General features: G+C 44.4%; 22 protein-coding genes. 20 read left to right on the forward strand and 2 right to left on the reverse strand.

Translation table 11 applies throughout. The annotated features are described in order from the left end of the window. Positions 1–2 precede the first annotated feature (2 nt). The 11 genes from R0K30_RS08295 (at position 3) to R0K30_RS08345 (ending at position 11,827) form a co-directional block, all read left to right on the forward strand. Positions 3–1,031, forward strand: a complete 1,029-nt coding sequence (locus R0K30_RS08295) for a polysaccharide pyruvyl transferase family protein (RefSeq protein WP_249704601.1) — start codon at positions 3–5, stop codon at positions 1,029–1,031. Positions 1,032–1,059: 28 nt separating this feature from the next. After that, positions 1,060–2,589: an MATE family efflux transporter gene (locus R0K30_RS08300; RefSeq protein WP_410610035.1), complete on the forward strand. Its 1,530-nt coding sequence runs from the start codon at positions 1,060–1,062 to the stop codon at positions 2,587–2,589. Positions 2,590–2,609: 20 nt separating this feature from the next. Then, positions 2,610–3,203 carry a sugar transferase gene (locus tag R0K30_RS08305; RefSeq protein WP_099727947.1) on the forward strand — a complete coding sequence of 198 codons (594 nt, stop codon included), beginning with the start codon at positions 2,610–2,612 and terminating at the stop codon, positions 3,201–3,203. Further along, positions 3,166–3,855 carry an acetyltransferase gene (locus tag R0K30_RS08310; protein ID WP_410610038.1) on the forward strand — a complete coding sequence of 230 codons (690 nt, stop codon included), beginning with the start codon at positions 3,166–3,168 and terminating at the stop codon, positions 3,853–3,855. Before R0K30_RS08305 ends, R0K30_RS08310 begins: the two co-directional genes overlap by 38 nt. Next, positions 3,852–5,030 (forward strand): DegT/DnrJ/EryC1/StrS family aminotransferase, encoded by a 1,179-nt coding sequence (locus R0K30_RS08315; RefSeq protein WP_410610040.1) that lies wholly within the window; start codon positions 3,852–3,854, stop codon positions 5,028–5,030. Before R0K30_RS08310 ends, R0K30_RS08315 begins: the two co-directional genes overlap by 4 nt. 149 nt (positions 5,031–5,179) lie before the next feature. After that, complete coding sequence (gene nikA / locus R0K30_RS08320; RefSeq protein ID WP_410610042.1) at positions 5,180–6,799, forward strand: nickel ABC transporter substrate-binding protein; 1,620 nt, start codon at positions 5,180–5,182, stop codon at positions 6,797–6,799. An 18-nt stretch (positions 6,800–6,817) separates the two neighbouring features. Then, entirely contained in the window at positions 6,818–7,762 is a 945-nt protein-coding gene (gene nikB / locus R0K30_RS08325) for a nickel ABC transporter permease subunit NikB (protein ID WP_410610044.1), read from the forward strand. Beyond that, positions 7,759–8,592, forward strand: coding sequence for a nickel ABC transporter permease subunit NikC (gene nikC / locus R0K30_RS08330; protein ID WP_410610046.1), 834 nt, complete (start codon positions 7,759–7,761; stop codon positions 8,590–8,592). The genes nikB and nikC overlap by 4 nt, the downstream gene beginning before the upstream one ends. A gap of 4 nt (positions 8,593–8,596) precedes the next feature. Beyond that, positions 8,597–9,412 carry a nickel import ATP-binding protein NikD gene (nikD, locus tag R0K30_RS08335; RefSeq protein WP_180275535.1) on the forward strand — a complete coding sequence of 272 codons (816 nt, stop codon included), beginning with the start codon at positions 8,597–8,599 and terminating at the stop codon, positions 9,410–9,412. A 13-nt stretch (positions 9,413–9,425) separates the two neighbouring features. Further along, complete coding sequence (locus R0K30_RS08340) at positions 9,426–10,247, forward strand: ABC transporter ATP-binding protein (protein WP_099727941.1); 822 nt, start codon at positions 9,426–9,428, stop codon at positions 10,245–10,247. Between the two features lie 254 nt (positions 10,248–10,501). Beyond that, the gene (locus tag R0K30_RS08345; RefSeq protein WP_410610048.1) at positions 10,502–11,827 is read left to right on the forward strand and encodes an MATE family efflux transporter; all 1,326 of its coding nucleotides are present in this window, start codon (positions 10,502–10,504) and stop codon (positions 11,825–11,827) included. A gap of 24 nt (positions 11,828–11,851) precedes the next feature. On the opposite strand, the gene yvfG is transcribed toward R0K30_RS08345, so the two are convergent. Next, positions 11,852–12,067: a protein YvfG gene (gene yvfG, locus R0K30_RS08350; protein WP_024423509.1), complete on the reverse strand. Its 216-nt coding sequence runs from the start codon at positions 12,065–12,067 to the stop codon at positions 11,852–11,854. A 70-nt stretch (positions 12,068–12,137) separates the two neighbouring features. Here yvfG and rpoN point away from each other — a divergent pair, with 70 nt between their 5' ends. Then, entirely contained in the window at positions 12,138–13,436 is a 1,299-nt protein-coding gene (gene rpoN, locus R0K30_RS08355; RefSeq protein ID WP_249704588.1) for an RNA polymerase factor sigma-54, read from the forward strand. Positions 13,437–13,473: 37 nt separating this feature from the next. Continuing rightward, a complete protein-coding gene (locus R0K30_RS08360; protein ID WP_410610051.1) occupies positions 13,474–13,776 on the forward strand; it encodes a FadR/GntR family transcriptional regulator in 303 nt (100 codons plus the stop codon). Between the two features lie 170 nt (positions 13,777–13,946). Here the strand turns inward: R0K30_RS08360 and R0K30_RS08365 are convergent, their stop codons facing one another. Beyond that, positions 13,947–15,389 carry a sigma-54 interaction domain-containing protein gene (locus R0K30_RS08365; RefSeq protein WP_410610053.1) on the reverse strand — a complete coding sequence of 481 codons (1,443 nt, stop codon included), beginning with the start codon at positions 15,387–15,389 and terminating at the stop codon, positions 13,947–13,949. A 208-nt stretch (positions 15,390–15,597) separates the two neighbouring features. Between R0K30_RS08365 and R0K30_RS08370 the strand changes: the two genes are divergently transcribed. From R0K30_RS08370 to gpmI, 7 genes are all read left to right on the forward strand, one after another. Further along, the gene (locus R0K30_RS08370) at positions 15,598–16,791 is read left to right on the forward strand and encodes an ornithine--oxo-acid transaminase (protein WP_230030730.1); all 1,194 of its coding nucleotides are present in this window, start codon (positions 15,598–15,600) and stop codon (positions 16,789–16,791) included. 137 nt (positions 16,792–16,928) lie between these two features. After that, positions 16,929–18,314 carry an amino acid permease gene (locus R0K30_RS08375; RefSeq protein WP_249704621.1) on the forward strand — a complete coding sequence of 462 codons (1,386 nt, stop codon included), beginning with the start codon at positions 16,929–16,931 and terminating at the stop codon, positions 18,312–18,314. 277 nt (positions 18,315–18,591) lie between these two features. After that, on the forward strand, positions 18,592–19,629 hold the full coding sequence (locus tag R0K30_RS08380) for a sugar-binding transcriptional regulator (protein WP_099727934.1): 1,038 nt from the start codon (positions 18,592–18,594) through the stop codon (positions 19,627–19,629). A gap of 31 nt (positions 19,630–19,660) precedes the next feature. After that, entirely contained in the window at positions 19,661–20,668 is a 1,008-nt protein-coding gene (gene gap / locus R0K30_RS08385; protein WP_012011304.1) for a type I glyceraldehyde-3-phosphate dehydrogenase, read from the forward strand. A 213-nt stretch (positions 20,669–20,881) separates the two neighbouring features. Then, positions 20,882–22,066: a phosphoglycerate kinase gene (locus tag R0K30_RS08390; protein WP_017359212.1), complete on the forward strand. Its 1,185-nt coding sequence runs from the start codon at positions 20,882–20,884 to the stop codon at positions 22,064–22,066. Positions 22,067–22,095: 29 nt separating this feature from the next. Beyond that, positions 22,096–22,857, forward strand: a complete 762-nt coding sequence (tpiA, locus tag R0K30_RS08395; RefSeq protein ID WP_017359213.1) for a triose-phosphate isomerase — start codon at positions 22,096–22,098, stop codon at positions 22,855–22,857. Beyond that, the gene (gpmI, locus tag R0K30_RS08400) at positions 22,850–24,385 is read left to right on the forward strand and encodes a 2,3-bisphosphoglycerate-independent phosphoglycerate mutase (protein WP_099727933.1); all 1,536 of its coding nucleotides are present in this window, start codon (positions 22,850–22,852) and stop codon (positions 24,383–24,385) included. Before tpiA ends, gpmI begins: the two co-directional genes overlap by 8 nt. Positions 24,386–24,400: the final 15 nt, after the last annotated feature.

A 24,400-nucleotide genomic window follows, 5' to 3' on the forward strand; every position in this document is an offset into this window, starting at 1 on the left:
GGATGAGATTGACATTACAGCAATTGAAGGCACACGCCGCAGAGTGGCTGCTCTTAAAGGTCAAATATCCGCTTGAGTATAGGCTGAGCCGCCGCAAGCTGCCAGAGATGAGCCATCAGAAAAAAATCATTCTCACGCTGCTGCCAGCGCATGATAATTTGGGGGACCATGCCATTGCCTATGCGAGCTATTGTTTTTTAAAGAAGCACTTTCCAGCCTATGAAATCATAGAAGTAGACATGAAAGAGATGTATCGACTCGCCCGCCCGTTAAAGAGCATGCGGCACCCGGAGGACATCGTCTGTATCATTGGTGGGGGTAATATGGGGGATTTATACCGGTACGAAGAATGGACAAGGCAATTTATCATGAACACCTTCAAGTCCTATCCCGTCATTCAGCTGCCCGCTACTGCTCATTTCACAGAAACAAAAAGAGGGAAAAGAGAAGAACGGCGCGCCATTCAAACGTACAAACGTCACCCGAGACTGCTCCTTATGGCGAGAGATCAAACAACCTATGATTGGATGAAGCAGCATTTTCCTGATAAAGATGTGTGGAAACAGCCTGATATGGTGCTGACATTAGACGAATCATCAAAGGATCAAAAGCGTGAAGGGGTTCTGCTTTGTCTGCGAGAGGATAAGGAAGCGTATCTCACCCAAAAGGAGCGGCAGCAACTACAGCAGCATGTCAAAGAGACGTATGATCAAGTTGGTTTCATCACGACGACAATTGGCAAACGAGTCGATCGAACAACTCGCTTAGAGGAATTATCGGCCTTGTGGACCGAGTTAAGACAAGCGCAAGTCGTCGTGACAGACCGGCTGCATGGCATGATCTTTTGTGCGATTACACATACACCATGTGTTGTCCTCAGGTCGTTTGATCATAAGGTGATGGAAGGGTATGAATGGGTGTCGCATCTTCCGTTTGTAACCCTCTTAAAAGAACCAAATGAGACAGCTGTGAAAGAGGCGATGATTCAGCTTATAAAAACAGGCGATCAAAAGGGAGAGGAAGCTGGATGAAGGCCCTTAGACGCTGCGTGACAACACAATGAATCGTGCGTTTCTTTACAATGTCAGTGCGAACTTAATGACGTTTGTCTTGATGATGCTCATGTCTGTTTGTTTAACGCCTTACATTGTTCATACGCTTGGAGTAGAAGCATTTGGCTTAATTCATCTTACACAAAATATGATTAACTATTTATCAGTCATTACCGCTTCATTAAGTGCTGTTGTTGTGCGTTTTTTTTCTGTGGCGGCTCATAAGGGAGAGATGGAAAAGGCGCAGCGCTTTCTCGCTTCCTATTTCGTCAGTTCGATTTTTTTATCAATCAGTCTCTTTTTGCTTTGCCTTTTATTGTCTCAGCAGCTGGTTGAGTGGCTTCATGTGCCTGTTCATCTCGTCAAAGACACACAGATCGCCTTTGTTTTAGGGGGTCTTTTATTTATGCTCAATTTCGTCATGCCCGGTATTGGGGCTGCGCCGTTTTATGCGAACAAGTTATATGTATCAAGTGCTGGGCAGGCCATTCAGATGTTTTGCAGGGCGCTTGTCATTGTGATGTTGTTTACATTGACGACCCCAGCCATTTGGCATATACCGCTTGCGGCCGTCATTGGGAGCTTAGCGGCTATGGGAATCGGCATCTATTATTTTAAGAAACTCATTCCTTGGTTTTCGTTTAAGTGGCGGCATGTCTCTTTCTCTTCTAGTCTCACTCTTGTTCGATCAGGGGTATGGCATTCATTTGAGCAAATGGGGATTTTGTTGTTTTTACAAATTGATTTATTGATGACCAACTTGCTGATTGGTGCGGAAGCGACTGGCCAGTATGCCGCCATTTTACAATTCCCTTTATTATTGCGCACGCTTGCAGGGACACTTGCGGTTGTGTTTGCGCCAACGATTACGAGGTTCTATTCGAATCAGGACAAAGAGGGACTCATTCAATATGCCGCCAACGCCATTAAGTGGAGTGGTTTATTTGTTGCGTTCCCAGCCGCACTCCTAGGAGGTCTTGCCGGCCCGCTTATGCTTCTATGGCTTGGACCAGCCTTTGAGGAGCTGAAATGGCTCCTCATGATTCATGCTGCTTATTTATGTTTGACGTTGATGTTTTTACCACTGACATATGTGCCGACCGCCTTTAATCGTTTTAAAGTACCAGCAGTTGTCACGCTGATATTAGGCGCTGCCAATGTACTTTTAGCCTATGGTTTGACTCATATGCTCCAGCTTGGTTTATATGGCATTGCATCAGCGGGTGCCATTGTTTTATTGATCAAAAATATTGTGTTTCTCCCATTTTATACGTCCAAGATCACGAAACAGAAACGCACAATCTTTTACAAACATACAATGGTTCCGCTAGTGGGAGCTCTATTGATTTGGGGCGTATGCGCAGGGATTCAGTTTGTATATGACGTGACCTCATGGTGGGAGCTGTTTTGTATTGGTGGACTTTGTTTCATTGTTTACATGGGCTACTTGTATCAATTTGCAGGAACAAAACAAGAGCGGATGCAGCTGATGCGTAAGGTGAAACAAGCTGCTGCTGAACGAGCGGTCTCCCGCTAGTGTGAAAAGGAGGTGCAATGATGAAAAGAATGATAGATGTGATCGTGGCACTGACTCTGCTTATCGCAGGCAGCCTTCTTTTTCTTCTTATTTATGGGCTTATTCGGTGGAAAATTGGGACGCCTGTGGTGTTTCGGCAGGAACGGCCTGGTCTATATGGCCGGCCTTTTATGCTATATAAATTTCGGACAATGACTGATGAACGCGACGAACATGGCGTGCTGCTACCAGATCATCTTCGATTAACAAAAACCGGCGCCTTGATTCGCAAGCTCAGTCTCGACGAATTGCCGCAGCTAGTCAATGTGCTAAAAGGAGAGCTCAGTCTCGTTGGGCCAAGACCCCTTTTGATGGAGTATTTACCAATGTATACAGAGCAGCAAGCAAGGCGTCATCTTGTGAAGCCTGGCATCACTGGGTGGGCACAGGTGAACGGAAGAAACACGCTCTCCTGGGAGGAGAAATTCACTTATGACCTCTGGTATGTGGAGCATCAATCGCTTTGGCTTGATATGAAAATTTTATGGATGACCTTGCTGAAAGTCATCAAAACAGAGGGGGTGCAGCAGCCGCATCATGCCACAGCTGAAAAATTCAAAGGAACCGATATGTAAAGAGCAACCCATTGGTGTCATTGGGGCTGGCGGGCATAGCAAAGTCATTCAGGACTTGATTTTTGCGCATCCTGATTACTCATTGTGTGCCGTATTAGATGATCAATTTGAAGAGACAGTCACTCAGAGCGGCATTCTGTATGGACCGACCTCCATGAGTCAGCAGCTGAGAGGGAAAATGCCTCATACCAAATGGCTGATTGCCATTGGACAAAATGAGACCAGACAGATGGTAAAGGAACGTTTGACGTTTGAAAATATGGCGTTTGCCACACTCATTCATCCAGAGGCGGTCATTAGCCCATCAGCTGTGATCGGAAGGGGAACTGTGGTGATGGCAAGGGCTGTTGTTCAAGCAGATGCGGTCGTCGGTGAACATGCGATTATTAACACAGGGTCTATCGTAGAGCACGATTGCTTACTCGAATCGTTTGTGCACCTCTCACCAGGAGCAGTCCTTACAGGCTGTGTTTCCGCGCGCGAGGGTGCCCACATTGGGGCAGGTGCCGTTGTGACACCCGGTACATCAATTGGAAGCTGGACAGTCATTGGCGCAGGAGCGGCCGTGACCAGAGATATACAGGATCAGAAGGTCGCTGTAGGAGTTCCTGCAATTGAGATCAAAGATCGGAGAGAAGGTGGGAAATCATGAAAGAAAGAAAGCGAATCTACTTATCTCCTCCTCATATGAGCGGAAAGGAGTATATGAAAATAGAGGAAGCGTTCAAGAGCAATTGGATTGCGCCGCTAGGACCTCTTGTGAATGAATTTGAGCAAGTGGTCGCGGACTATGCAGGGGTGAAGGGGGGAGCGGCTTTATCTTCAGGGACAGCAGCGATTCACCTCGCCTTAAAGCTTATTGGCGTTCAAAAGGGGGACATTGTCTTTTGCTCCACCCTCACATTTGTTGCAAGTGCAAACCCTATTTTATATGAACAAGCGACGCCCGTTTTTATTGATTCTGAAAGCGAGACATGGAATATGTGCCCGCTTGCTTTAGAGAAAGCCTTTGTCGAAGCAAAACGTCTTGGAAAAACCCCCCGCGCGGTCATTGTCGTTCATTTATACGGGCAAAGCGCGAAAATGGACGACATCGTGGCGTTGTGTGAAGCGTATGATGTGCCGATCATTGAAGATGCGGCTGAATCGTTAGGCGCTCTGTATAAAGGAAGAAAAAGCGGCTCAATGGGCAGGTTTGGCGTCTATTCTTTTAATGGAAATAAAATCATTACAACATCTGGGGGCGGAATGCTTGTGAGTGATGATGAAGCTGCGATCGAACGCTGCCGTTTCCTCGCTTCACAGGCAAGAGAGCGTGCCATGCACTATGAGCATCAAGAGATAGGCTACAACTATCGCATGAGCAACCTGCTAGCAGGTGTGGGGATAGCCCAAATGGATGTATTAGACGAGCGAGTTGAACAAAAGCGCCGCATTTTCCAGCGTTATCAGGACGCGTTATCTGAGGTAGATGGTCTTCATTTTATGCCAGAATATCAAGAAACCAAGTCCAACCGCTGGCTAACGACATTGACCATTGATCGTGATGCACCGATTTCTCCAGTAGACATCATTGCTGTATTAGAAAAAGAACAGATCGAAGCTCGGCGTGTATGGAAGCCGCTGCATCAGCAGCCACTCTTTCGTGATTGTCCATTTTATACAGCCGCCAAAGGCACCCCTGAATCCGAGTTATTATTTGAGACAGGTCTTTGTCTTCCATCTGGAACAAGCATGACAGATGCAGAACAGGATCGTATCATTGACACACTGCATGATGTCCTGCGAGAAAAAACATTCACCTCTTCACAGGCTGCTCGTTCATAAGCGGCCTGCCTCTCTTTTTATCAAATTCCTCAATTTATGGAATATAACGGAATGTGTATTGTTATTTCATTTCAAATATGATATTGACAACAGTGTACTTCCTCCTTAAAATGAAAATGATTATCAGCATCAATTAGGAGGAGCGATTTATGTCTATTTGGAATAATTTTCCGAAAATTAAAATAAATACAGTATTTACATTCCTACTGATCTTCTTACTAGTAGGCTGCTCTCAAGCAAACAATGGAGCAGGTGGAAAGAAGGATCATCCTGACATGATCACAATGGCATGGCCGAGAGATATTGGCGAAATGAATCCGCACATCTACAACCCATCACAATTGTTTGCACAATCGATGATTTATGAGCCATTGGTCAGCTATCAAAAAAATGGAAAGCTGAAACCTGAATTAGCGAAGTCATGGAATGTTTCAAAGGATGGCAAGGTGTATACATTCCATTTAAGAGACGGAGTGACATTCTCAGATGGCTCTGATTTTAACGCGGGCATTGTCAAAAAGAACTTTGATACGATTTTAAAAAACAAAGATTTACATAGCTGGTTAGGTGTCATTAAGAAAATCAAAAAGACAGAAGCTGTGGACAAAAATACTTTTAAACTCACATTAACAGCGCCTTATTATCCAACTGTTCAAGAATTAGCAGTCGTCCGTCCGGTTCGTTTCTTAGGCGAAGCAGGCTTCCCTAAAAACGGAGATACGTCAAAAGGAATCGAAAAACCAGTGGGCACAGGCCCTTGGGTATTAAAAACGTATAAAAAAGATGACTATGCGATTTTTGAACGAAACGATTATTATTGGGGAGAGAAACCAAAGGTCAAGGAAATCAAGGTGAAGGTCATTCCAGATGCGGAAACGAGAGTGATGGCATTTGAAAAAGGCGATGTGGATTTACTTTATGGAGAAGGAACGATCAGCCTTGATGCCTACAAACAGCTAGAGGCGAGCGGCAAGTATGAAACAAACATGTCAGAGCCTGTTGCAACGAGACAGCTTGTGATGAATACAAAAGTGGATCAGCTGTCAGATGAAAAAGTGCGTCATGCCCTTCAGTATGCCATCAATAAGAAGTCAATGGTAGAAGGTGTAACGTCTGGCTTAGAGGACGAAGCAGATCACATTTTGCCGACAAACATGCCCTATACGTCCAATATTAAAGTGAAGTCTTTCCAATATGATGTGGACAAAGCAAAAGCATTGCTAGATGAAGCGGGCTGGACACTTCCAAAAGGGAAATCCGTTCGTGAAAAGGATGGAAAAACGCTTGAATTTAGTATGATGTATGACTCAGCAGAATCGATTCAAAAAGCGATGGCTGAGACGCTGCAGGCAGAATGGGCAGCCATTGGCGTTGGCGTCAAACTTGAAGGCGTAGAGCTTGCCACGCAGGTTCAACGTTTCAAAGCCAACAAATTTGATATGAACTTCTTTAGCAACTACGGAGCGCCATATGATCCGCATACATTTATGAACGTCGTTTCATCAGATGGTTTTGGCTTCAAAGAAGCCATCTCAGCGTATCCAAATAAGGAAAAGCTGATCAAAGAAATGAACGAAATTCCGTCAACAACAAATGAAAACAAACGAAAAGCACTATATTCGTCGGTCTTATCTTCTTTGCAGGATCAAGGGGCGATTGTGCCAATCTCTTATTTTAAAAAGACAGCCGTTTATCAAAAAGATGTGAAGGACTTTGAGTTCCCTGCGAATCGAGATGAACATCCTTTCACAGGCATCAAGCTCAAGTAATAGAAGGAAGGTAAGGAAATGGGCCGCTATATCATCAAACGAATGCTTTCAATCATCCCTGTATTTCTATTAGCCACACTTTTCACAACTGGTATGATTCACCTTTCGCCAGTTGATCCGGCTGAGGCATATTTAGCAGCGGCTCATATCCAGCCCAATGATGAAATATTAGCGCAAAAAAGAAGTGAATTTGGCTTAGATGAACCGTTTTATATGCAGTATCTTCATACCATTGAAAAAGTCATTCGCCTTGATTTTGGCCGGTCGTATATGTCGAATCAGCCTGTGCTCGATGAGGTCATCTATAGAATACCGGCGACCATTCAATTGGCGTTCACCAGTCTGCTGCTCGCTATTTGTGTCAGCATTCCGTTAGGCTTTTTCAGCGGCATGAGAAAAAATGGCGTCGTTGATCATGTGAGCCGGCTCATTTCTTTCTTAGGAGCATCTATCCCGACATTTGTCATGGGGTATTTGCTCATCTTCTTTTTTTCCGTGAAGCTCGATCTCTTACCGGTTGAAGGTGTTGGGACGTGGGAGCATCTCATCCTGCCATCAATCACACTGGCAGTGCCTTTAATTGCGATGTATACGAGGTTATTACGGTCAAGTGTGAGTGAGGCGCTTCAAGAGCCATTCGTTCAATATGCGAGAATCAGAGGATTAAAGGAACAGTCGATCATGTTCAAGCATGTATTCAGAATCGCGATTTCGCCGATGCTGACAGGACTTGGTGTGAATCTTGGCAAGCTGCTGACAGGAACCATTATTGTCGAGGCGGTTTTTTCATGGCCGGGGTTTGGACGCTTTTTTATTGAAGCGATCTTTAACCGGGATCTGCCAGTCATTCAATTCTATGTGTTGATGGCAGCATGTATCTTTATTTTGAGCAGTTTGATTGTTGACCTGCTTCAGCTGATCATTGACCCCCGTATTTCTAGAAAGGAAGGCCGCCAGCAATGATGACAAAAGTACAACATTTCTTCTATCATCAAAAGATGATCTCGATCTGCGTTTTGCTGCTCGGTCTCCTGCTGATTGTGACAGTATGTGCACCATGGATCGCTCCACATGATCCGTCGGCTGTCAATCTTGCCATGAAGCTAAAGGGCTCTTCGTGGGAGTATCCTCTTGGGACAGATCAATTAGGACGATGCAATTTATCTCGTATTTTATATGGTGCGCGTATTTCGTTAGGCTGTGCATTATTAATCTTTCTCTCTTCTTTATTGATTGGATTAATCGTTGGTTTGTTTTCTGGGTATCAAGGCGGCTGGATCGATCACGTCTTAATGAGAATTTGCGACGGGGTCATGGCTTTCCCGAACTTGGTGCTGATCCTTGGGCTAGTGGGCATCTTTGGTCCGGGGCTTTTTCAAGTAGTGCTTGCCTTGATGCTTGTGCAATGGGTGTATTACGCCCGCGTCTTTCGAGGGATGGTGCTCAGTTTAAAAGAACAGAATTTTATTGCAGCTGCGAAGATCAGTGGAACTTCACACTGGAACATCATGAGAAAGCATATGATTCCAAATGTTCTGCCGCCTTTAGCAGTGATTGGCACACTCGAAATGGGCTGGGCGATTATGGACATTTCTGCGATGTCTTTTCTCGGCCTGGGGGTTCAGCCTCCTATACCTGAATGGGGAGCGATGATCCATGAAGGAAAGTCGTACATTCAAACAAATCCTCAACTGATGCTTTACCCAGGTCTTGTGATCATGGCTGTGGTGGTTCTGTTTAATTTACTGGGAGAAGCCCTTTCAGAGAAATATGGCATCAAACGTCGTGTTTAAAGGAATGAGCAATTTGGAAGAGTCCATATTACAAATAGACAACCTGCATGTGCAGACGAAAACGTCTCAAGGGACAATCCCTCTTATTCAGGACGTAGCGTTTGAAGTAGGGCGTGGTCAAATCGTTGGATTAATAGGTGAGAGCGGCTGCGGGAAAACGGTGACAAGTATGTCGATTTTAAACATGCTCGACCGAAAAACAACTGAAGTCACTGGCAGTATCACATTACAGGGACGGGAATTGATCGGTGTAAGTGAAAAGAATATGCGGTCCATTCGGGGCAAAGACATTTCGTATATTATGCAAAATCCAATGAACAGTTTTACGCCGGTATGGACGATCGGTCATCAGCTGATTGAAACCATTCGCCGGCATACAGCTGTCAGTAAAAGGCAGGCACGGGCGCAGGCGGTCGATGCCTTAAAGCAAATGAATCTGCCTCAACCAGACCAACTGTTAAACAAGTATCCCTTTGAATTAAGCGGCGGCATGCTGCAGCGTGTCATGATTGCCATGGCTGCCTGCATGCACCCGCCTCTCATCATCGCAGATGAACCAACAACCGCGTTAGATGTACACAATCAGAAGCTGGTGCTCCAGCATCTGAACCAAATTCGTCATGACTATGGAACGGCCATTTTACTGATTACCCATGATCTTGGTGTCATTGCAGAAATGGCAGATCAGGTTGTGGTCATGAGACAAGGAGAAATGGTTGAAAAGGCAGAAGTTCTTGAGCTTTTTGAAAATCCAAAGCATGATTATACCAAGAAACTATTAGCAGCTCGGCCATCCATTCCAGCTGTTTGCCCGATTTGAGGTGAGAAGGCCCTTGCATTTATTAGAAGTGAAAGCAGTCAGTCATGCATACAACAGCCGATCGTTTCTTATGAGAAAAAAAGACGCAGCTCCTGTCCTGAAAAGCGTCCATTTGACCATTGAAGAAGGTACTTGCCTTGGGTTACTAGGGCAAAGCGGCGCAGGGAAAAGTACACTTGGCAACATCATACTTGGACTAGAGAAGCCGAGTGCCGGTCAGGTTCTTTTTGAAGGTCAGGATGTATACCGCGCAGATCAGCGAACACGTAAACACTTTCGCCGGCATGTGCAAGCGGTGTTTCAAGATTCATATTCGGCCATGAATCCAAGGTGGACAGTCGAACAAATTTTATCTGAGCCGCTTGAAAACTATGAAACACTGACCCGTAAAGAACGCAAGAAAGTACTGATCCACTGGCTGGAAAGAGTGGGGCTCAGTGAAAAGGATTTGTCTAAGTATCCGCATCAATTCAGTGGCGGACAGCTGCAAAGGATCAACATCGCAAGAGCATTATTGCTACAGCCAAAGCTGATTGTGCTCGATGAATCCGTCAGCAGTTTAGATATGGTCACACAGGCTGTCATTTTAGATTTATTAGTAGAATTAAAGAAAGAGCTGGGGCTGGCTTACTTATTTATTACACATGATATGACAGCAGCCTATCACTTAAGTGATCAATTGGCGATTCTTGATCAAGGAGAGCTTGTCGCCCAATTTCAATCAAAGGATGATTTCTTTTTATCAGAAAAGGAAGCTGTTCTGAAAATGAGAGATGCGATGCTCGCAGACCATCCTTTGTCACGAACGATTGGCAGACCGGTTCGTTCCATTTGATTCATTCAATCAACGCCTCTTTTAGGAGAGGCTCAGCGTGTAGACAAACCCTCGCATTCGGTGTCAGTCCTGCGCGCCGGTGCTCACGAATGTCGAATTCGCTCCGCTCCGGTGCTCGTCCTTCCTAGACTTCAAAGGTTTTCAATCACGCTGAAAAGAAGACAAAGGGTTAAAATAAAGATCATTTTAGCCCTTTGTCAACGATCAACGCCTCTTTTAGGAGAGGCTATTTTTCATGAAAGGCAGGTGGTATCGTGAACCATCGAGCGTATTTAGCTTTGGCCATTCCTTTAACAATTTCAACGATGACCACTCCATTACTCGGAGCTGTCGATACAGCAGTTGTCGGCCAGCTCGCTAATCCCGCTTATATTGGAGGCGTCGCAGTCGGCAGTCTCATTTTCAGTACATTATATTGGCTGTTTGGTTTTTTGCGGGTGAGTACATCTGCCTTTGCCGCCCAGGCAAATGGAGCACAGAGCGAGGAGCAGGGCGTTCTTGCTTTTTTAAGGCCTTTTTTGGTCGCCATCATGGTCGGTCTTTGTTTTATTGCCCTCCAGTGGCCAATTATTCAATCTGCTTTTCTAGTGATCTCTCCCGCTGCTGATGTCCGGCAATTTGCAGCAGATTACTTTCATATTCGCATTTGGGGTGCCCCATTTACCTTGATGAATTATGTGATATTAGGCTGGCTGATGGGGATGGCAAAAATGAAAGAAGCCCTCTCTTTACAGATTTTGATCAATGTCATGAATATGGCTCTCGCATTTCTGCTTGTTCATGTGTTTTCCTTTGCAGTGAAAGGTGTGGCGGCTGCAACCTTGATGTCTGAATTAACCGCTTTTGTGCTAGGAGCATGGATCATTATGAAGCATACGTCAAACGGGTTCCGGATGCCTTCTGTTAAGAAGATCATGGACACACAGGCAGTGCAGAAAATGTTTCATGTCAATAAAGATTTGTTTATTCGGACGATCTGTCTGCTTGTGGTGATTAACATGTTCACTGCAAAAGGTGCTTCTTTTGGAACAGAGCTGCTTGCGGCTAATGCGATCTTATTTCAAATACACTACATCATGGCTTATTTGTTCGATGGTTTTGCCAATGCGTCCAGCATTCTTGTTGGCAGGTCAGTTGGTGCAAATGACCGGACTCTCTATGAAAAAACATTGACCCTTTCGAGGCAGTGGGCACTTGTCATGGCGTGTGTCATTGCGGCGAGTTATTTTCTATTAAAAGAGCCGATTTTGAGCTTGTTTACGAATCTTCCTCAGCTGTTTGACGTCACATTGCGCTATGCAGATTGGCTTGTTCTTTATCCGTTTGCTGCTTGTTTTGGATTGGTGATTTACGGTGTATTTACAGGTGCGACAGAAATTACCCCTGTCAGAAATTCGATGCTGTTTGCGATGATCTTGTTTGTGGTTGTCCAAGCAGCGGTCACGCCAATTTGGCACAATCATGGACTCTGGTTTGCCTTTATCATCTATACTGTAGGACGGTCTGGCTTTTTGATGATGTACAAATCAAAGCTGGATCAGAAACTGTTCATACATGACAAACACCCTTTGCAATCGTGACAAAGGGTGCTCCTTTTTGTCCATTCATTCGCTTTCTTTTTTCACCTTTTGATAGGCTTCATCAAGATGCTGAATTCGCTTCAATACGACAGCATTTTTGGTCAGCTGGTCCTGAACAAGTGTAGAAACCACTGAGCGGTAGTAGGCATTCATTGCATGAACCTTGTCTTCATTTTGATTCATGGCGATATGCTGTTTCAAGTTGTCAACAAAGTATGGAACGGAAAAAAGTTCAGACATGGAAATCACTCCTATTTCGTATATACGGTCCGTCAATCTTCATGTAAAATGATGAGAGGGAGGGGAGACAATGAGCCTTAAACTGCAACAAGAACAGGTACTAAAGCAGGTGCTCACACAAGAACTCAGGCAGGCCATTACACTGCTGCAATTGAATTGCACAGAGCTGGGCGAGTATCTTGACCAGTTAGCGCTTGAGAACCCTCTGATTGAGCGGAAAGACACGGACAGCTATCAACCAGTTTATCATAAAAGATCACGAGATCGAATGACAGAGCCGTATCGTACGCATCAAAAAGAAAGCCTGCAAATGGTTTTGAAAAGACAGGCAATTGATTTGACCTTAAGTGAAAGAAATGAAAGGATCTTTCACTTTATGATTGAGTCCATTGATTCAAATGGCTATCTAAATGAACCGGTTGATGCAATGGCCGCTGTTTTAGAGGTTTCGGCGGAAGAAGTAGAAGCCGTTCTTCATCAGCTTCAATCATTAGAGCCTGCCGGTATTGGCGCAAGATCATTGCAAGAGTGCATCCTGCTTCAGCTTAGAAGAAAAAAGGAGCGCTGGTATGAAGCTGAGCTGATCATCGAAGAGCATTTCTTTCTTTTTGCAAGAAAGGCTTGGAAGGAGATTGCGGCAAAAACAGGAATTTCAATGAAAACACTCCAAGCGATACAAGATGAGGTCTCACTGCTTGAACCAAGACCTGGCCTTCATTTCTCATATGAAGAACAGCATGTGTATATAGAGCCCGATGTGTATATCACGGTGATGCAGGATCACATCACATTTGAGCTGAATCAGCGTGCTTTTCCTGACGTTGAGATGAATGAAGGATATTTCGCTATGATTCAAGATCAAAAGCGGCATGAAGCATATGCGTATTTAAAGGAAAAAGAGCAGCAGTACAATTGGCTTGTCCAAGCGCTGAAGCAGAGAAAACAAACGATGACCCATGTCGTTCGTGAGATTATCTTACATCAGACTGATTTTTTCCTCACAGGGAAACATAAAATGAAACCGCTTACGATGAAGCGGATAGCAGATATATTGCAAGTACATGAGTCGACAGTCAGCCGGACTGTCAAAGGGAAAATGGTGCAAACCCCTTATGGTTTAATGGAAATGAAGCAATTTTTCCAAGCGAAACTAGAAGGACATTCGCTAGAAGAGGCGTCCAGCTACACAGTCAAGACGCACATCGCCGAGCTGATCCAAACGGAAAATAAGAAAAAACCGTATTCGGATCAGCAAATCATGACTCAGCTTCAGCAAACCTTCGGCATACGCGTCTCGCGCAGAACCATTGCCAAATATCGTGAACAAATGAATCTTCCGTCATCCACGCTGCGGAAACGCTATGATTAAAAAGGAGCACATGCATTTTCTGGCATGTGCTTCTTTTTTGTTGAGAGGAAGGCACGGTGTCAAGCCGTTCGATCCTGATCAGCTCTCATTTTGTTTATCTTCCGCATTTTTGATGAAGCAGCATGATATAGCGCAGCTCCTTGAAGTGAGGTCAATCATTGAAACGTGTGTTGTCAAAAAGGCGGTGCTGCTTCGAACTGACGATGACCTCCATTACCTGCGTGATGCTCTCGAACAAATGAAGCTGGCAGAAGCGCATGAAGAAATTGGTGAAGAGGCAGACCTCACATTCCATCTAGCCTTAGCCAAAGCCTCGAAAAATGATTTACTAAAGGCATGAATGAATCAGGTCTCAACATTTCAGCATGATAGAAAGCCCTTGAAGTCTAAAGAGGACGAGTACTGGAGTGGAGCGAATGTGACATTCGTGAGCACCGGCACGCAGGACTGACACAGAATGCGAGGGTTTGTCTACACGCTGAAGCTGTGCCCAATGAGGGCACAGCTCTACTATTGACGAGAAATATGTAGCTTTTTCATTCGATATTGCAGACTTTGCCTGCTCATGCCCAAAATCTTTGCAGTCTGTGAAATATTGTCGTCCATTTTTTCTAAGTAATGGACGATGTATTGTTTTTCAAATCGCTCCATTTGGGTTTGAAAATCAGTCGTATGCTCTGGACTTGTGTAGACAAATGTGTCAGCTGCCGCTGTTTTCTGCAATGGATTTGCCTGCAATTGTGCAGCAGGACGACCTTCCCCATGCTTGAACCTGAAATGATAGGGAAGGTGATGCAAGCTTAAGTATACTTCATCCATCATCATATTCATCCCAGCCTCAATCACATGCTCCAGCTCTCTTACATTCCCTGGCCAATCATAGGCTTGAAAAAGGGCAAGCACCTCTTCGTCAGCCGCCTTCACATTCATTTGAAACAGCTCATTATATTTTTGAATAAAATGACTGACAAACGTAGGAATGTCTTCTTTTCGCTCAGAAAGTGGGGGGATAAATAAGGTGACAATGCCTAATCGATAAAATAAATCTTTTCGCATGCGTCCACCCGCGATCGCATCCACCGGGTCCTCATTCATATTAGCAATAACTCTCACATCAACAGCGATTTCTTTTGTGCTGCCTAACCTTCTCACGCTTTTTTCCTGCAATACGCGCAGTAGTTTCGCCTGAAGAGGAGGGTTTAAGGAGTTGATCTCATCTAAAAGCAGTGTCCCTCCCTGTGCTTGTTCGAATAAACCAGGCTGATCTGTTGCACCTGTAAAAGCACCTTTTTGCGTACCAAAAAGCAGGCTTTCAATGAGGTTATCAGGCAGTGCCGCACAATTCTGGGTAATAAATGGTCCAGATGAACGGCTGCTGCCGTTATGGATGCTTTGAGCAAATAGTTCTTTTCCTGTCCCTGTTTCGCCAACAATGAGCACATAGGAAGAGGTACGTGTAGCTCGTTTGGCATGCTCAATCACTTCTAAAAATGCCGGGCTTTTTCCAATGATTGAATCAAATGTAAAGCGTGTGTTACCTTTTTGCTTCATATTGTGGTGAATCAGCCGTTCCAGCTTGGTCACATCATTCGAAATTTCAACCGCGCCTTGAATGAGACCGTCTCGAACGAGCGGATAGGTATGGTTAATCGTTGTGATTTCTTTTCCGTTGTAATTATGATACGTCTGTTTAGCATGAACGGTATGTTTTCCGTTACGGAGCGCTTGGACAAGCGTACTGTGCATTTCGTCTTGAAAGGCGAAGAAGTCGAGTACATTTTTATGGAGAACATCAGAGCGTTTCAAAGATTCAATTTCCATCATTTTTTTATTATAAACAACAGTATTGCCATTCTCGTCAATGGCGTGGACCCCGACATCAATTAGATCGAGCATTTGTTTATACAAATCAATCTCATTTTCCAGCTTTGCGGCATGATGATCTTTTTTCACTTGCGCCACCTCCAGACCTTAACACCATATTACATGAAAAATTTTGCGGTTTCCTCTAAAAAATTGGCATATGCAAAAATATTTTGCGTGAAAAATCTGCTCAAACCTAGTGATGAAGCGATCAGAAAGTTGGCACGATCCTTGCATAACATATAAGTGAAGATGGACCGAGTGAAAAGAAGCAAGCTTATAGAAGGAGGATTATACAATGACACAGACAAATGAATTGATTCAACAAACAGAGCAATACGGTGCTGCGAATTATCATCCACTGCCAATTGTGATTTCAGAGGCTGAGGGAGTATGGGTGACTGACCCTGAAGGCAATCGATACATGGATATGCTGAGTGCGTATTCCGCAGTGAACCAGGGACATCGCCATCCCCGCATTATTGATGCGCTCAAAAAACAGGCAGACCGCGTGACGCTCACCTCGAGGGCTTTTCATAATGATCAGCTTGGTCCTTGGTATGAGAAAATTTGTAAACTGGCAAATAAAGACATGGCATTGCCGATGAATACAGGAGCGGAGGCTGTGGAGACGGCTGTAAAAGCAGCGAGACGCTGGGGATATGACATCAAAGGAATCGAAGAAAATCGTGCGGAAATCATTGCTTGTGTCGGAAATTTTCATGGCCGAACGATGACGGCTGTGTCTCTTTCTTCTGAAGCAGAATATCAAAGAGGTTTCGGACCGATGCTTCCGGGAATCAAGCTCATTTCTTACGGAGATATTGAGGCGTTACGTGAAGCCATTACGCCACAAACAGCGGCTTTTCTCATTGAGCCGATTCAAGGAGAAGCGGGCATTGTCATGCCGCCAGAGGGCTTCTTGAAAGAAGCGAAGGCGCTATGTGAAAAGGAAAATGTGTTATTCATTGCAGATGAAATTCAAGTGGGATTAGCGCGGACAGGCAAGATGTTTGCCTGCGACTGGGAAGAAATTGAGCCTGATATGCTGATCCTCGGCAAGGCATTAGGCGGCGGAGTATTTCCGATCTCATGTGTTGTGGCAAACCGCGATATTTTAGGCGTGTTTAATCCCGGGTCTCATGGGTCTACCTTTGGCGGAAATCCTCTTGCGTGTGCGGTGTCGCTTGCTGCACTGGATGTCTTAATCGACGAGAAGCTTGCAGAGCGTTCCATGGAGCTTGGCCAATACTTAAAAGACAAACTGTCACGTATTCAAAGCCCTGTCATTAGGGAAGTACGCGGACGCGGACTATTTATTGGCATGGAGCTGACAGAGGCAGCTAGACCCTATTGTGAGAAGCTCAAACAAGCAGGACTGTTATGCAAAGAAACCCATGAGACAGTGATCCGTTTTGCACCGCCGCTTACCATTTCAAAAGAAGATTTAGACTGGGCGATCGGTCATATTGAAGCATTGTTTCAAGCATAAATGTAAAAGGGAGAAGCCTACACATTCTCCCTTTCTCTTTCAACGAGCGGCGAATTTTGTCAAAGGATGATGAATAGAAGAGTGAAAGTGGGGAAGCGGATTTGAAGCAAGATCAGCATAATGAACTAGAGCGTTCCATGAAAAGCAGACATCTCTTTATGATTGCCTTAGGCGGCGTCATCGGTACAGGTCTTTTCCTTGGGTCAGGACTCATTATCCACCAGGCAGGGCCCGGGGGAGCCATTCTTTCGTTTATCATTGGCGGACTGTTAATGTATTTGGTGATGCTGTGTCTTGGTGAATTAGCAGTGGCAATGCCGACAGCCGGTTCCTTTCAAGAGTATGCGACCAAATATATTGGTCCGTCCACAGGCTTTATGATCGGCTGGCTTTATTGGTTTAGCTGGGCGTGTACGATTGGACTTGAGTTTACGTCGGCAGGTATTTTACTCCAAAGGTGGTTCCCAGATATCCCTGTTTGGCTTTGGTGTCTTGCATTTAGTGTGATTTTATTTGCCATTAATGCCATCTCAGCACGCAGCTTCGCTGAAACGGAGTTTTGGTTTTCGGCCATCAAGGTCGCTGCCATCTTATTGTTCATTATCATTGGAATTGGCGCAATTTTCGGAATGATTGATCTGAAAGGTGGAGAACCAGCCCCTCTATTTCGTCATTTGACGGATCATGGCGGACTTTTTCCTAATGGTATTTTTGCTATTTTATTAACCATGGTCACGGTCAATTTTTCCTTTCAAGGAACAGAGCTTGTAGGGATCGCAGCAGGAGAGAGTGAAAGCCCTGAAAAAACATTGCCTCGATCCATACGGAATATTATTTGGAGAACGATGGTCTTTTTCGTCTTATCCATTGCGGTTCTTGCCACACTTCTTCCTTGGCAGACAGCCGGTGCTGTGGACAGTCCGTTTGTTGTAGTGCTGGACAAGGTCGGCATACCATACGCCGCAGATATCATGAATTTTATTATCATCACAGCCGTCTTATCTGTAGCGAACTCTGGATTATATGCATCATCACGTATGCTTTGGGCACTTTCTAAAGATGGAAAAGGCCCTACCTTTACGAAAAAGTTGTCCAGGCGTAAAATTCCGATCAATGCACTATTGGTGACAATGAGCGTATCCGCTCTATCTCTGCTCACAAGTGTTGTGGCACCAAAAACGGTGTATGTCTGGCTCATTTCGATTTCTGGTATGGTCCTTGTTGTTGTCTGGATGTCCATTTGTTTATCTCAGTATTTCTTTAGAAGACACTTCGTAAAAACGGGCGGAGATGTAAAGGATCTCGTCTTTCGTACACCGTTATATCCATTTGTGCCATTGGCAGGCTTTATCGCATTTGGCATCGTCCTCATCAGTTTATTCTTTATTGAGGATCAGCGAATTGGTCTTTATTGCGGTGTTCCGTTCATGGCCGTTTGCTACATCATTTATTATCTCAAAATCAAACCGAAGGAAGATGCAAAACGGTTTGCCGAAGAGGAAAGGCCGATATCTAAAACATAAGCAGGCTGACGCATCAGCCTGCACCTTTTTAATGACAAATTCATTATATATAAAAGAAAAATAAATATTTGCATAGCAAGAACCTTGATGACAAGCAGGTTATCGGTGAAAATGTGTCTATTTTTTGTCTAAATGTGTTTGTAAGAGTTGAAAATGCAAGATGACCCTGTTAAAATAATTAAAGAAAGCAGGGATTGATTTTTTTTGGCTGTGGCGGGACGTTTTTTGTCACAGTGGGACGTTTTGAGTCCAGTGTGAAAAGAAAGGGTCGTTAGCCATGAATCGTTTATTGGAAGCTCAAAAAAAATTATTGCCAGATCTTCTCACAGTTATGCAAAAACGCTACGACATTTTGCAGTACATCAGGTTAGCTGAACCAATTGGCCGCAGAAGCCTTGCGACGAGTCTTGGGCTCAGTGAGCGCATCTTAAGGGCTGAAGTTCAGTTCTTAAAAGAACAAAACCTGCTGGATGTCAAAACGAGCGGTATGATGCTGACGAGTGAGGGTCATGCTTTGCTAGACATGCTTGAAGGAATGATGAAGGACGTTTTAGGTTTAACCTTTTTGGAAAATACATTAAAGAGAAAGTTAGGCCTAGAAGAAGTGATCATCGTTTCTGGTGACAGTGACGATTCCCCGTGGGTGAAGCAAGAAATGGGAAGAGCTGCTGTCCAATGTATGAAAAAAAGGTTTACAGGAAATAATATCGTCGCCGTCACTGGCGGAACGACGATGGAAGCCGTTGCCGAAATGATGACCCCAGATGCCAAAAATCGCGACATGATGTTTGTCCCTGCGAGAGGCGGTCTTGGGGAAAATGTGAAAAATCAGGCAAACACCATTTGTGCCCACATGGCTGAAAAAGCTTCCGGTACTTACAAACTGCTGTTTGTTCCAGGACAGCTGTCAGAAGGTGCTTACTCTTCGATTATTGAAGAGCCATCAGTCAAAGAAGTGCTTCAAACGATTAAATCATCTACGATGCTCATTCATGGAATCGGTGAAGCAAAAACAATGGCGATGAGACGAAACACACCAGCTGAAGATTTAAAAAAGATTGATGAGCATGACGCAGTGACAGAGGCCTTTGGCTATTACTTTAATCGTGATGGTGAGGTCGTCCACAAAGTGCACTCCGTCGGCATGCAGCTAGATGATTTAGTAAGCATTCCACACATCATTGCTGTTGCAGGTGGATCATCAAAGGCAGGGGCCATTGAAGCTTATTTCAAAAAACCCCGCCGAACGGTTCTCGTCACAGACGAAGGAGCCGCAAAAGAGTTATTAAGGGAGTCAATTGATCCCTCAATATAAAACATTGTGACCTATAAAAGGAGGAAACATCATGGCAGTAAAAGTCGGTATTAACGGATTTGGACGTATTGGACGTAACGTATTTCGTGCAGCATTAAACAATCCTGAAGTTGAGGTAGTAGCGGTTAACGATCTAACAGACGCTAACATGCTTGCACACCTTTTACAATATGACTCTGTTCACGGAAAACTAGATGCAGAGGTTTCTGTAGACGGTACAAACTTAGTAGTGAACGGTAAAACAATCGAAGTATCAGCTGAGCGTGACCCTGCAAAATTAAGCTGGGGTAAACAAGGCGTAGAAATCGTTGTTGAATCTACTGGGTTCTTCACTAAGCGTGCAGACGCTGCAAAACACTTAGAAGCTGGCGCTAAAAAAGTCATCATCTCTGCTCCTGCTAACGAAGAAGATATCACAATCGTTATGGGTGTAAACGAAGACAAATACGATGCAGCTAGCCACGATGTCATCTCTAATGCATCTTGTACGACTAACTGCTTAGCTCCATTTGCAAAAGTACTTAACGATAAATTTGGTATTAAACGCGGTATGATGACAACTGTTCACTCATACACAAATGACCAGCAAATTCTTGATCTTCCGCACAAAGACTACCGTCGTGCTCGTGCAGCTGCGGAAAACATCATCCCAACTTCTACAGGTGCTGCGAAAGCCGTTTCACTTGTATTGCCTGAACTAAAAGGCAAATTAAACGGTGGCGCAATGCGTGTTCCAACACCTAACGTTTCTTTAGTTGACCTTGTGGCTGAATTAAACCAAGATGTAACAGCTGAAGACGTAAATGCAGCACTTAAAGAAGCAGCTGAAGGAGAACTTAACGGAATCCTTGGCTACAGCGAAGAGCCATTAGTATCTGGTGACTACAATGGTAATGCAAACTCTTCTACAATTGATGCTCTTTCTACAATGGTCATGGAAGGCAGCATGGTGAAAGTCATCTCTTGGTACGATAACGAGAGTGGATATTCTCACCGCGTAGTTGACCTTGCAGCTTACATTGCAAAACAAGGTCTTTAATTTCTCACGCTGAAGGAACTCACTTGGTTCTTTCCTAGAGACACGATATAATGAAGACGGACAAGGGAAGGGGAAGCATCCCTTTCCCTTTTTCTCTTCTTTTATCCGTTCTGCACGATTTCTCGTTTTGATGAGGGCAAAATGGGAAAAGGATAAAGAGAGACTTGTCCAATGCGTAAGGAAACCAGAATAAAGGAGGATCTCCTGACGAGCATGAATAAAAAATCAGTAAAAGACATTGACGTAAAAGGTAAAGTTGTGTTCTGCCGCGTAGATTTTAACGTTCCAATGAAAGACGGAAAAGTGACGGATGATACTCGTATTCGCGCAGCATTACCAACGATTGAGTATTTAACAGGACAAGGCGCAAAGGTACTGCTAGCTAGTCATTTGGGTCGTCCGAAGGGTCAAGTTACTGAAGAACTGCGTCTGACACCTGTGGCTAAGCGTCTGCAAGAGCTTCTTGGACAAGAAGTGAAAAAAGCGGATGAAGCTTACGGCGACAACGTGAAAAAGCAAATCTCTGACTTAAAAGAAGGAGATGTGCTAGTGCTTGAAAACGTTCGTTTCTATCCTGGTGAAGAAAAGAACGATCCTGAACTATCAAAAGCATTTGCTGATTTAGCCGATGTGTATGTCAATGATGCGTTCGGTGCTGCACACCGTGCACATGCATCCACTGCTGGTATTGCAGCATATCTTCCGGCTGTTTCGGGCTTCCTCATGCAAAAAGAGCTTGAGGTTCTAGGAAAAGCCATTTCAAACCCTGATCGCCCATTTACAGCGATTATTGGTGGCGCAAAAGTAAAGGATAAAATCGGTGTGATTGAAAGTCTTCTTGATAAAGTGGACAACCTCATCATCGGCGGCGGACTTGCTTACACATTTGTGAAAGCACTAGGCCACGAAGTAGGAAAATCTTTATTAGAAGAAGATAAAGTCGATTTAGCGAAATCCTTTATGGACCGTGCAAAAGAAAAAGGCGTGAACTTCCTGATTCCAACAGATGTTCTGGTAGCCGACGACTTTTCAAATGATGCGAATACAAGCATTGTGCCAATCTCTGAAATTCCAAGTGATCTAGAAGCACTTGATATTGGAACAGAGACAAGAGAGAAGTACGCTGATGTTATTAAAAACAGCAAACTTGTTGTTTGGAACGGACCAATGGGTGTATTTGAAATCGATGCATTCGCCAAAGGAACAAAAGCAATCGCAGAAGCACTGGCAGAAGCAAAAGATACATATTCTGTCATTGGCGGTGGAGACTCAGCAGCAGCTGTTGAGAAATTTGGTCTTGCCGATCAGATGAGCCATATTTCGACAGGCGGCGGCGCTTCACTTGAGTTCATGGAAGGCAAAGAGCTTCCAGGTGTTACTGCATTAAACGATAAATAAGACAAAACTGCTATAAGGAAGTGTCAATCATGAGAAAACCAATTATAGCTGGGAACTGGAAAATGAACAAAACACTTGGCGAAGCGGTTAGCTTCGTTGAAGAAGTCAAGTCATCTATTCCATCTCCTGACAAAGTGGAATCCATTGTCTGTGCGCCAGCACTTTTCCTAGAAAAGCTAAACAGCCTTTCAAACGGAACAGACCTTAAGATTGGTGCGCAAAATATGCACTTTGAAGAAAATGGTGCATTCACTGGTGAAATCAGCCCTGCTGCTCTAAAAGATCTTGGCATCGGCTACTCAGTGATTGGACATTCAGAGCGCCGCGAATTCTTCGCTGAAACAGATGAAACAGTGAACAAAAAAGCACATGCAGCATTTAAGCATGGCATTGTTCCAATTATCTGTGTAGGTGAAACGCTTGAAGAGCGTGAAGCAGGCAAAACAAATGAACTTGTCGCTGATCAAGTGAAGAAAGCACTAGCTGGTTTAACGAAGCAGCAAGTGGCTGAATCTGTGATTGCGTATGAGCCAATTTGGGCCATCGGTACAGGGAAATCTTCTACAGCGAAAGATGCAAACGATGTTTGTGCACACATCCGCCAAACCGTTGCAAGCGAATTTGGTCAAGAAGCGGCAGACAGCCTTCGCATTCAATATGGCGGAAGCGTGAAGCCGGCGAACATTAAAGAATATATGGCAGAATCCGATATTGACGGTGCTTTGGTTGGTGGCGCAAGCCTAGAACCTCAGTCTTTCGTTCAATTATTGGAGGAAGGTCAATATGAGTAAGAAACCAGCTGCATTAATCATCTTAGACGGGTTCGGTTTAAGAGGCGAAACAGTGGGAAACGCTGTTGCACAAGCAAAGAAACCGAACTTTGACCGCTACTGGAACGAATTCCCGCATCAAACCTTAACGGCATCAGGTGAGGCAGTGGGTCTCCCGCAAGGTCAAATGGGAAACTCTGAAGTTGGGCATTTGAACATCGGTGCAGGACGCATTGTGTATCAAAGCTTAACAAGAGTGAATGTTGCCATTCGTGATGGGGAATTTGAGAAAAACGAAACGTTCATAGAGGCAATGACATATGCAAAAGAGAATGACAAGGCCCTTCATTTATTTGGTCTATTGTCAGATGGCGGAGTGCACAGTCACATCCAGCATCTATTTGCCCTGCTGAAACTAGCGAAAAAAGAAGGTTTAACAAAAGTATACATTCATGGCTTCTTGGACGGACGTGATGTTGGTCAGAAGACAGCCAAAGTGTACTTAAAACAGCTTGAAGAACAAATTAAAGAAATTGGTGTCGGTGAAATTGCAACACTTTCTGGACGCTACTACTCAATGGACCGTGACAAACGCTGGGATCGTGTGGAAAAAGCGTATCGCGCGATGGCGTATGGTGAAGGCCCAAGTTATCAAAACATTTATGATGTCGTTGATGACTCATATGAAAATGGAATCTACGATGAATTCGTTATTCCATCTGTCATAACAAGAGAAAATGGTGAACCTGTTGCAAAAGTAAACGACGGCGACTCTGTGATTTTCTATAACTTCCGTCCAGACCGTGCGATCCAAATTTCGAACACTTTCACAAATGAAGATTTCCGCTCGTTTGACCGCGGAGAAGCACATCCGAAGCATTTACACTTCGTCTGCTTCACACACTTCAGTGAAACAGTTGATGGCTATGTGGCCTTCAAACCAGTGAATTTGGATAACACAGTAGGAGAAGTGATTTCTCAAAATGGATTGAAACAGCTGCGGATTGCTGAAACAGAGAAATATCCTCATGTCACGTTCTTTATGAGTGGTGGACGTGAAGAAGAATTTCCTGGTGAAGACCGCATCTTGATCAATTCACCAAATGTGGCAACCTATGACCTAAAGCCGGAAATGAGCGCTTACGAAGTGAAGGATGCACTTGTTGAAGACATCAATGCCGACAAGCATGATGCGATCATTCTGAACTTTGCTAACCCGGATATGGTTGGTCATTCAGGAATGCTCGAGCCAACAATTAAAGCAATTGAAGCAGTAGATGAGTGCTTAGGAGCTGTAGTCGACGCAATCCTAGCTAAAGGCGGACATGCCATCATCACGGCAGACCACGGTAACGCAGACGTGCTGATTACCGAAGAAGGAAAACCGCATACTGCACATACGACAAACCCTGTTCCAGTCATCGTAACGAAAAAAGGTGCGACGCTTAGAGAAGGCGGCATTTTAGCTGATCTATCTCCAACGCTTTTAGACTTACTTGGTCTTGAAAAACCAAAAGAGATGACAGGAACATCATTGATTCAAAAATAACAAAATTGATTCAAA

Source organism: Bacillus sp. SIMBA_154, assembly GCF_046536015.1.
Lineage (GTDB): Bacteria > Bacillota > Bacilli > Bacillales > Bacillaceae > Bacillus > Bacillus pumilus_P.

What these genes read in the sequence shown, in the direction of transcription:
- R0K30_RS08375 (WP_249704621.1), top strand. Translation starts at nt 16,929, where the DNA reads ATGAAAAGCAGACATCTCTTTATGATTGCCTTAGGCGGCGTCATCGGT.
- nikD (WP_180275535.1), top strand. Translation starts at nt 8,597, where the DNA reads ATGAGCAATTTGGAAGAGTCCATATTACAAATAGACAACCTGCATGTG.
- gap (WP_012011304.1), top strand. Translation starts at nt 19,661, where the DNA reads ATGGCAGTAAAAGTCGGTATTAACGGATTTGGACGTATTGGACGTAAC.
- R0K30_RS08315 (WP_410610040.1), top strand. Translation starts at nt 3,852, where the DNA reads ATGAAAGAAAGAAAGCGAATCTACTTATCTCCTCCTCATATGAGCGGA.
- R0K30_RS08295 (WP_249704601.1), top strand. Translation starts at nt 3, where the DNA reads ATGAGATTGACATTACAGCAATTGAAGGCACACGCCGCAGAGTGGCTG.
- nikA (WP_410610042.1), top strand. Translation starts at nt 5,180, where the DNA reads ATGTCTATTTGGAATAATTTTCCGAAAATTAAAATAAATACAGTATTT.
- R0K30_RS08370 (WP_230030730.1), top strand. Translation starts at nt 15,598, where the DNA reads ATGACACAGACAAATGAATTGATTCAACAAACAGAGCAATACGGTGCT.
- nikC (WP_410610046.1), top strand. Translation starts at nt 7,759, where the DNA reads ATGATGACAAAAGTACAACATTTCTTCTATCATCAAAAGATGATCTCG.
- rpoN (WP_249704588.1), top strand. Translation starts at nt 12,138, where the DNA reads ATGAGCCTTAAACTGCAACAAGAACAGGTACTAAAGCAGGTGCTCACA.
- R0K30_RS08310 (WP_410610038.1), top strand. Translation starts at nt 3,166, where the DNA reads ATGCCACAGCTGAAAAATTCAAAGGAACCGATATGTAAAGAGCAACCC.
- nikB (WP_410610044.1), top strand. Translation starts at nt 6,818, where the DNA reads ATGGGCCGCTATATCATCAAACGAATGCTTTCAATCATCCCTGTATTT.
- R0K30_RS08390 (WP_017359212.1), top strand. Translation starts at nt 20,882, where the DNA reads ATGAATAAAAAATCAGTAAAAGACATTGACGTAAAAGGTAAAGTTGTG.
- gpmI (WP_099727933.1), top strand. Translation starts at nt 22,850, where the DNA reads ATGAGTAAGAAACCAGCTGCATTAATCATCTTAGACGGGTTCGGTTTA.
- R0K30_RS08380 (WP_099727934.1), top strand. Translation starts at nt 18,592, where the DNA reads ATGAATCGTTTATTGGAAGCTCAAAAAAAATTATTGCCAGATCTTCTC.
- R0K30_RS08300 (WP_410610035.1), top strand. Translation starts at nt 1,060, where the DNA reads ATGAATCGTGCGTTTCTTTACAATGTCAGTGCGAACTTAATGACGTTT.
- yvfG (WP_024423509.1), bottom strand. Translation starts at nt 12,067, where the DNA reads ATGTCTGAACTTTTTTCCGTTCCATACTTTGTTGACAACTTGAAACAG.
- R0K30_RS08305 (WP_099727947.1), top strand. Translation starts at nt 2,610, where the DNA reads ATGAAAAGAATGATAGATGTGATCGTGGCACTGACTCTGCTTATCGCA.
- tpiA (WP_017359213.1), top strand. Translation starts at nt 22,096, where the DNA reads ATGAGAAAACCAATTATAGCTGGGAACTGGAAAATGAACAAAACACTT.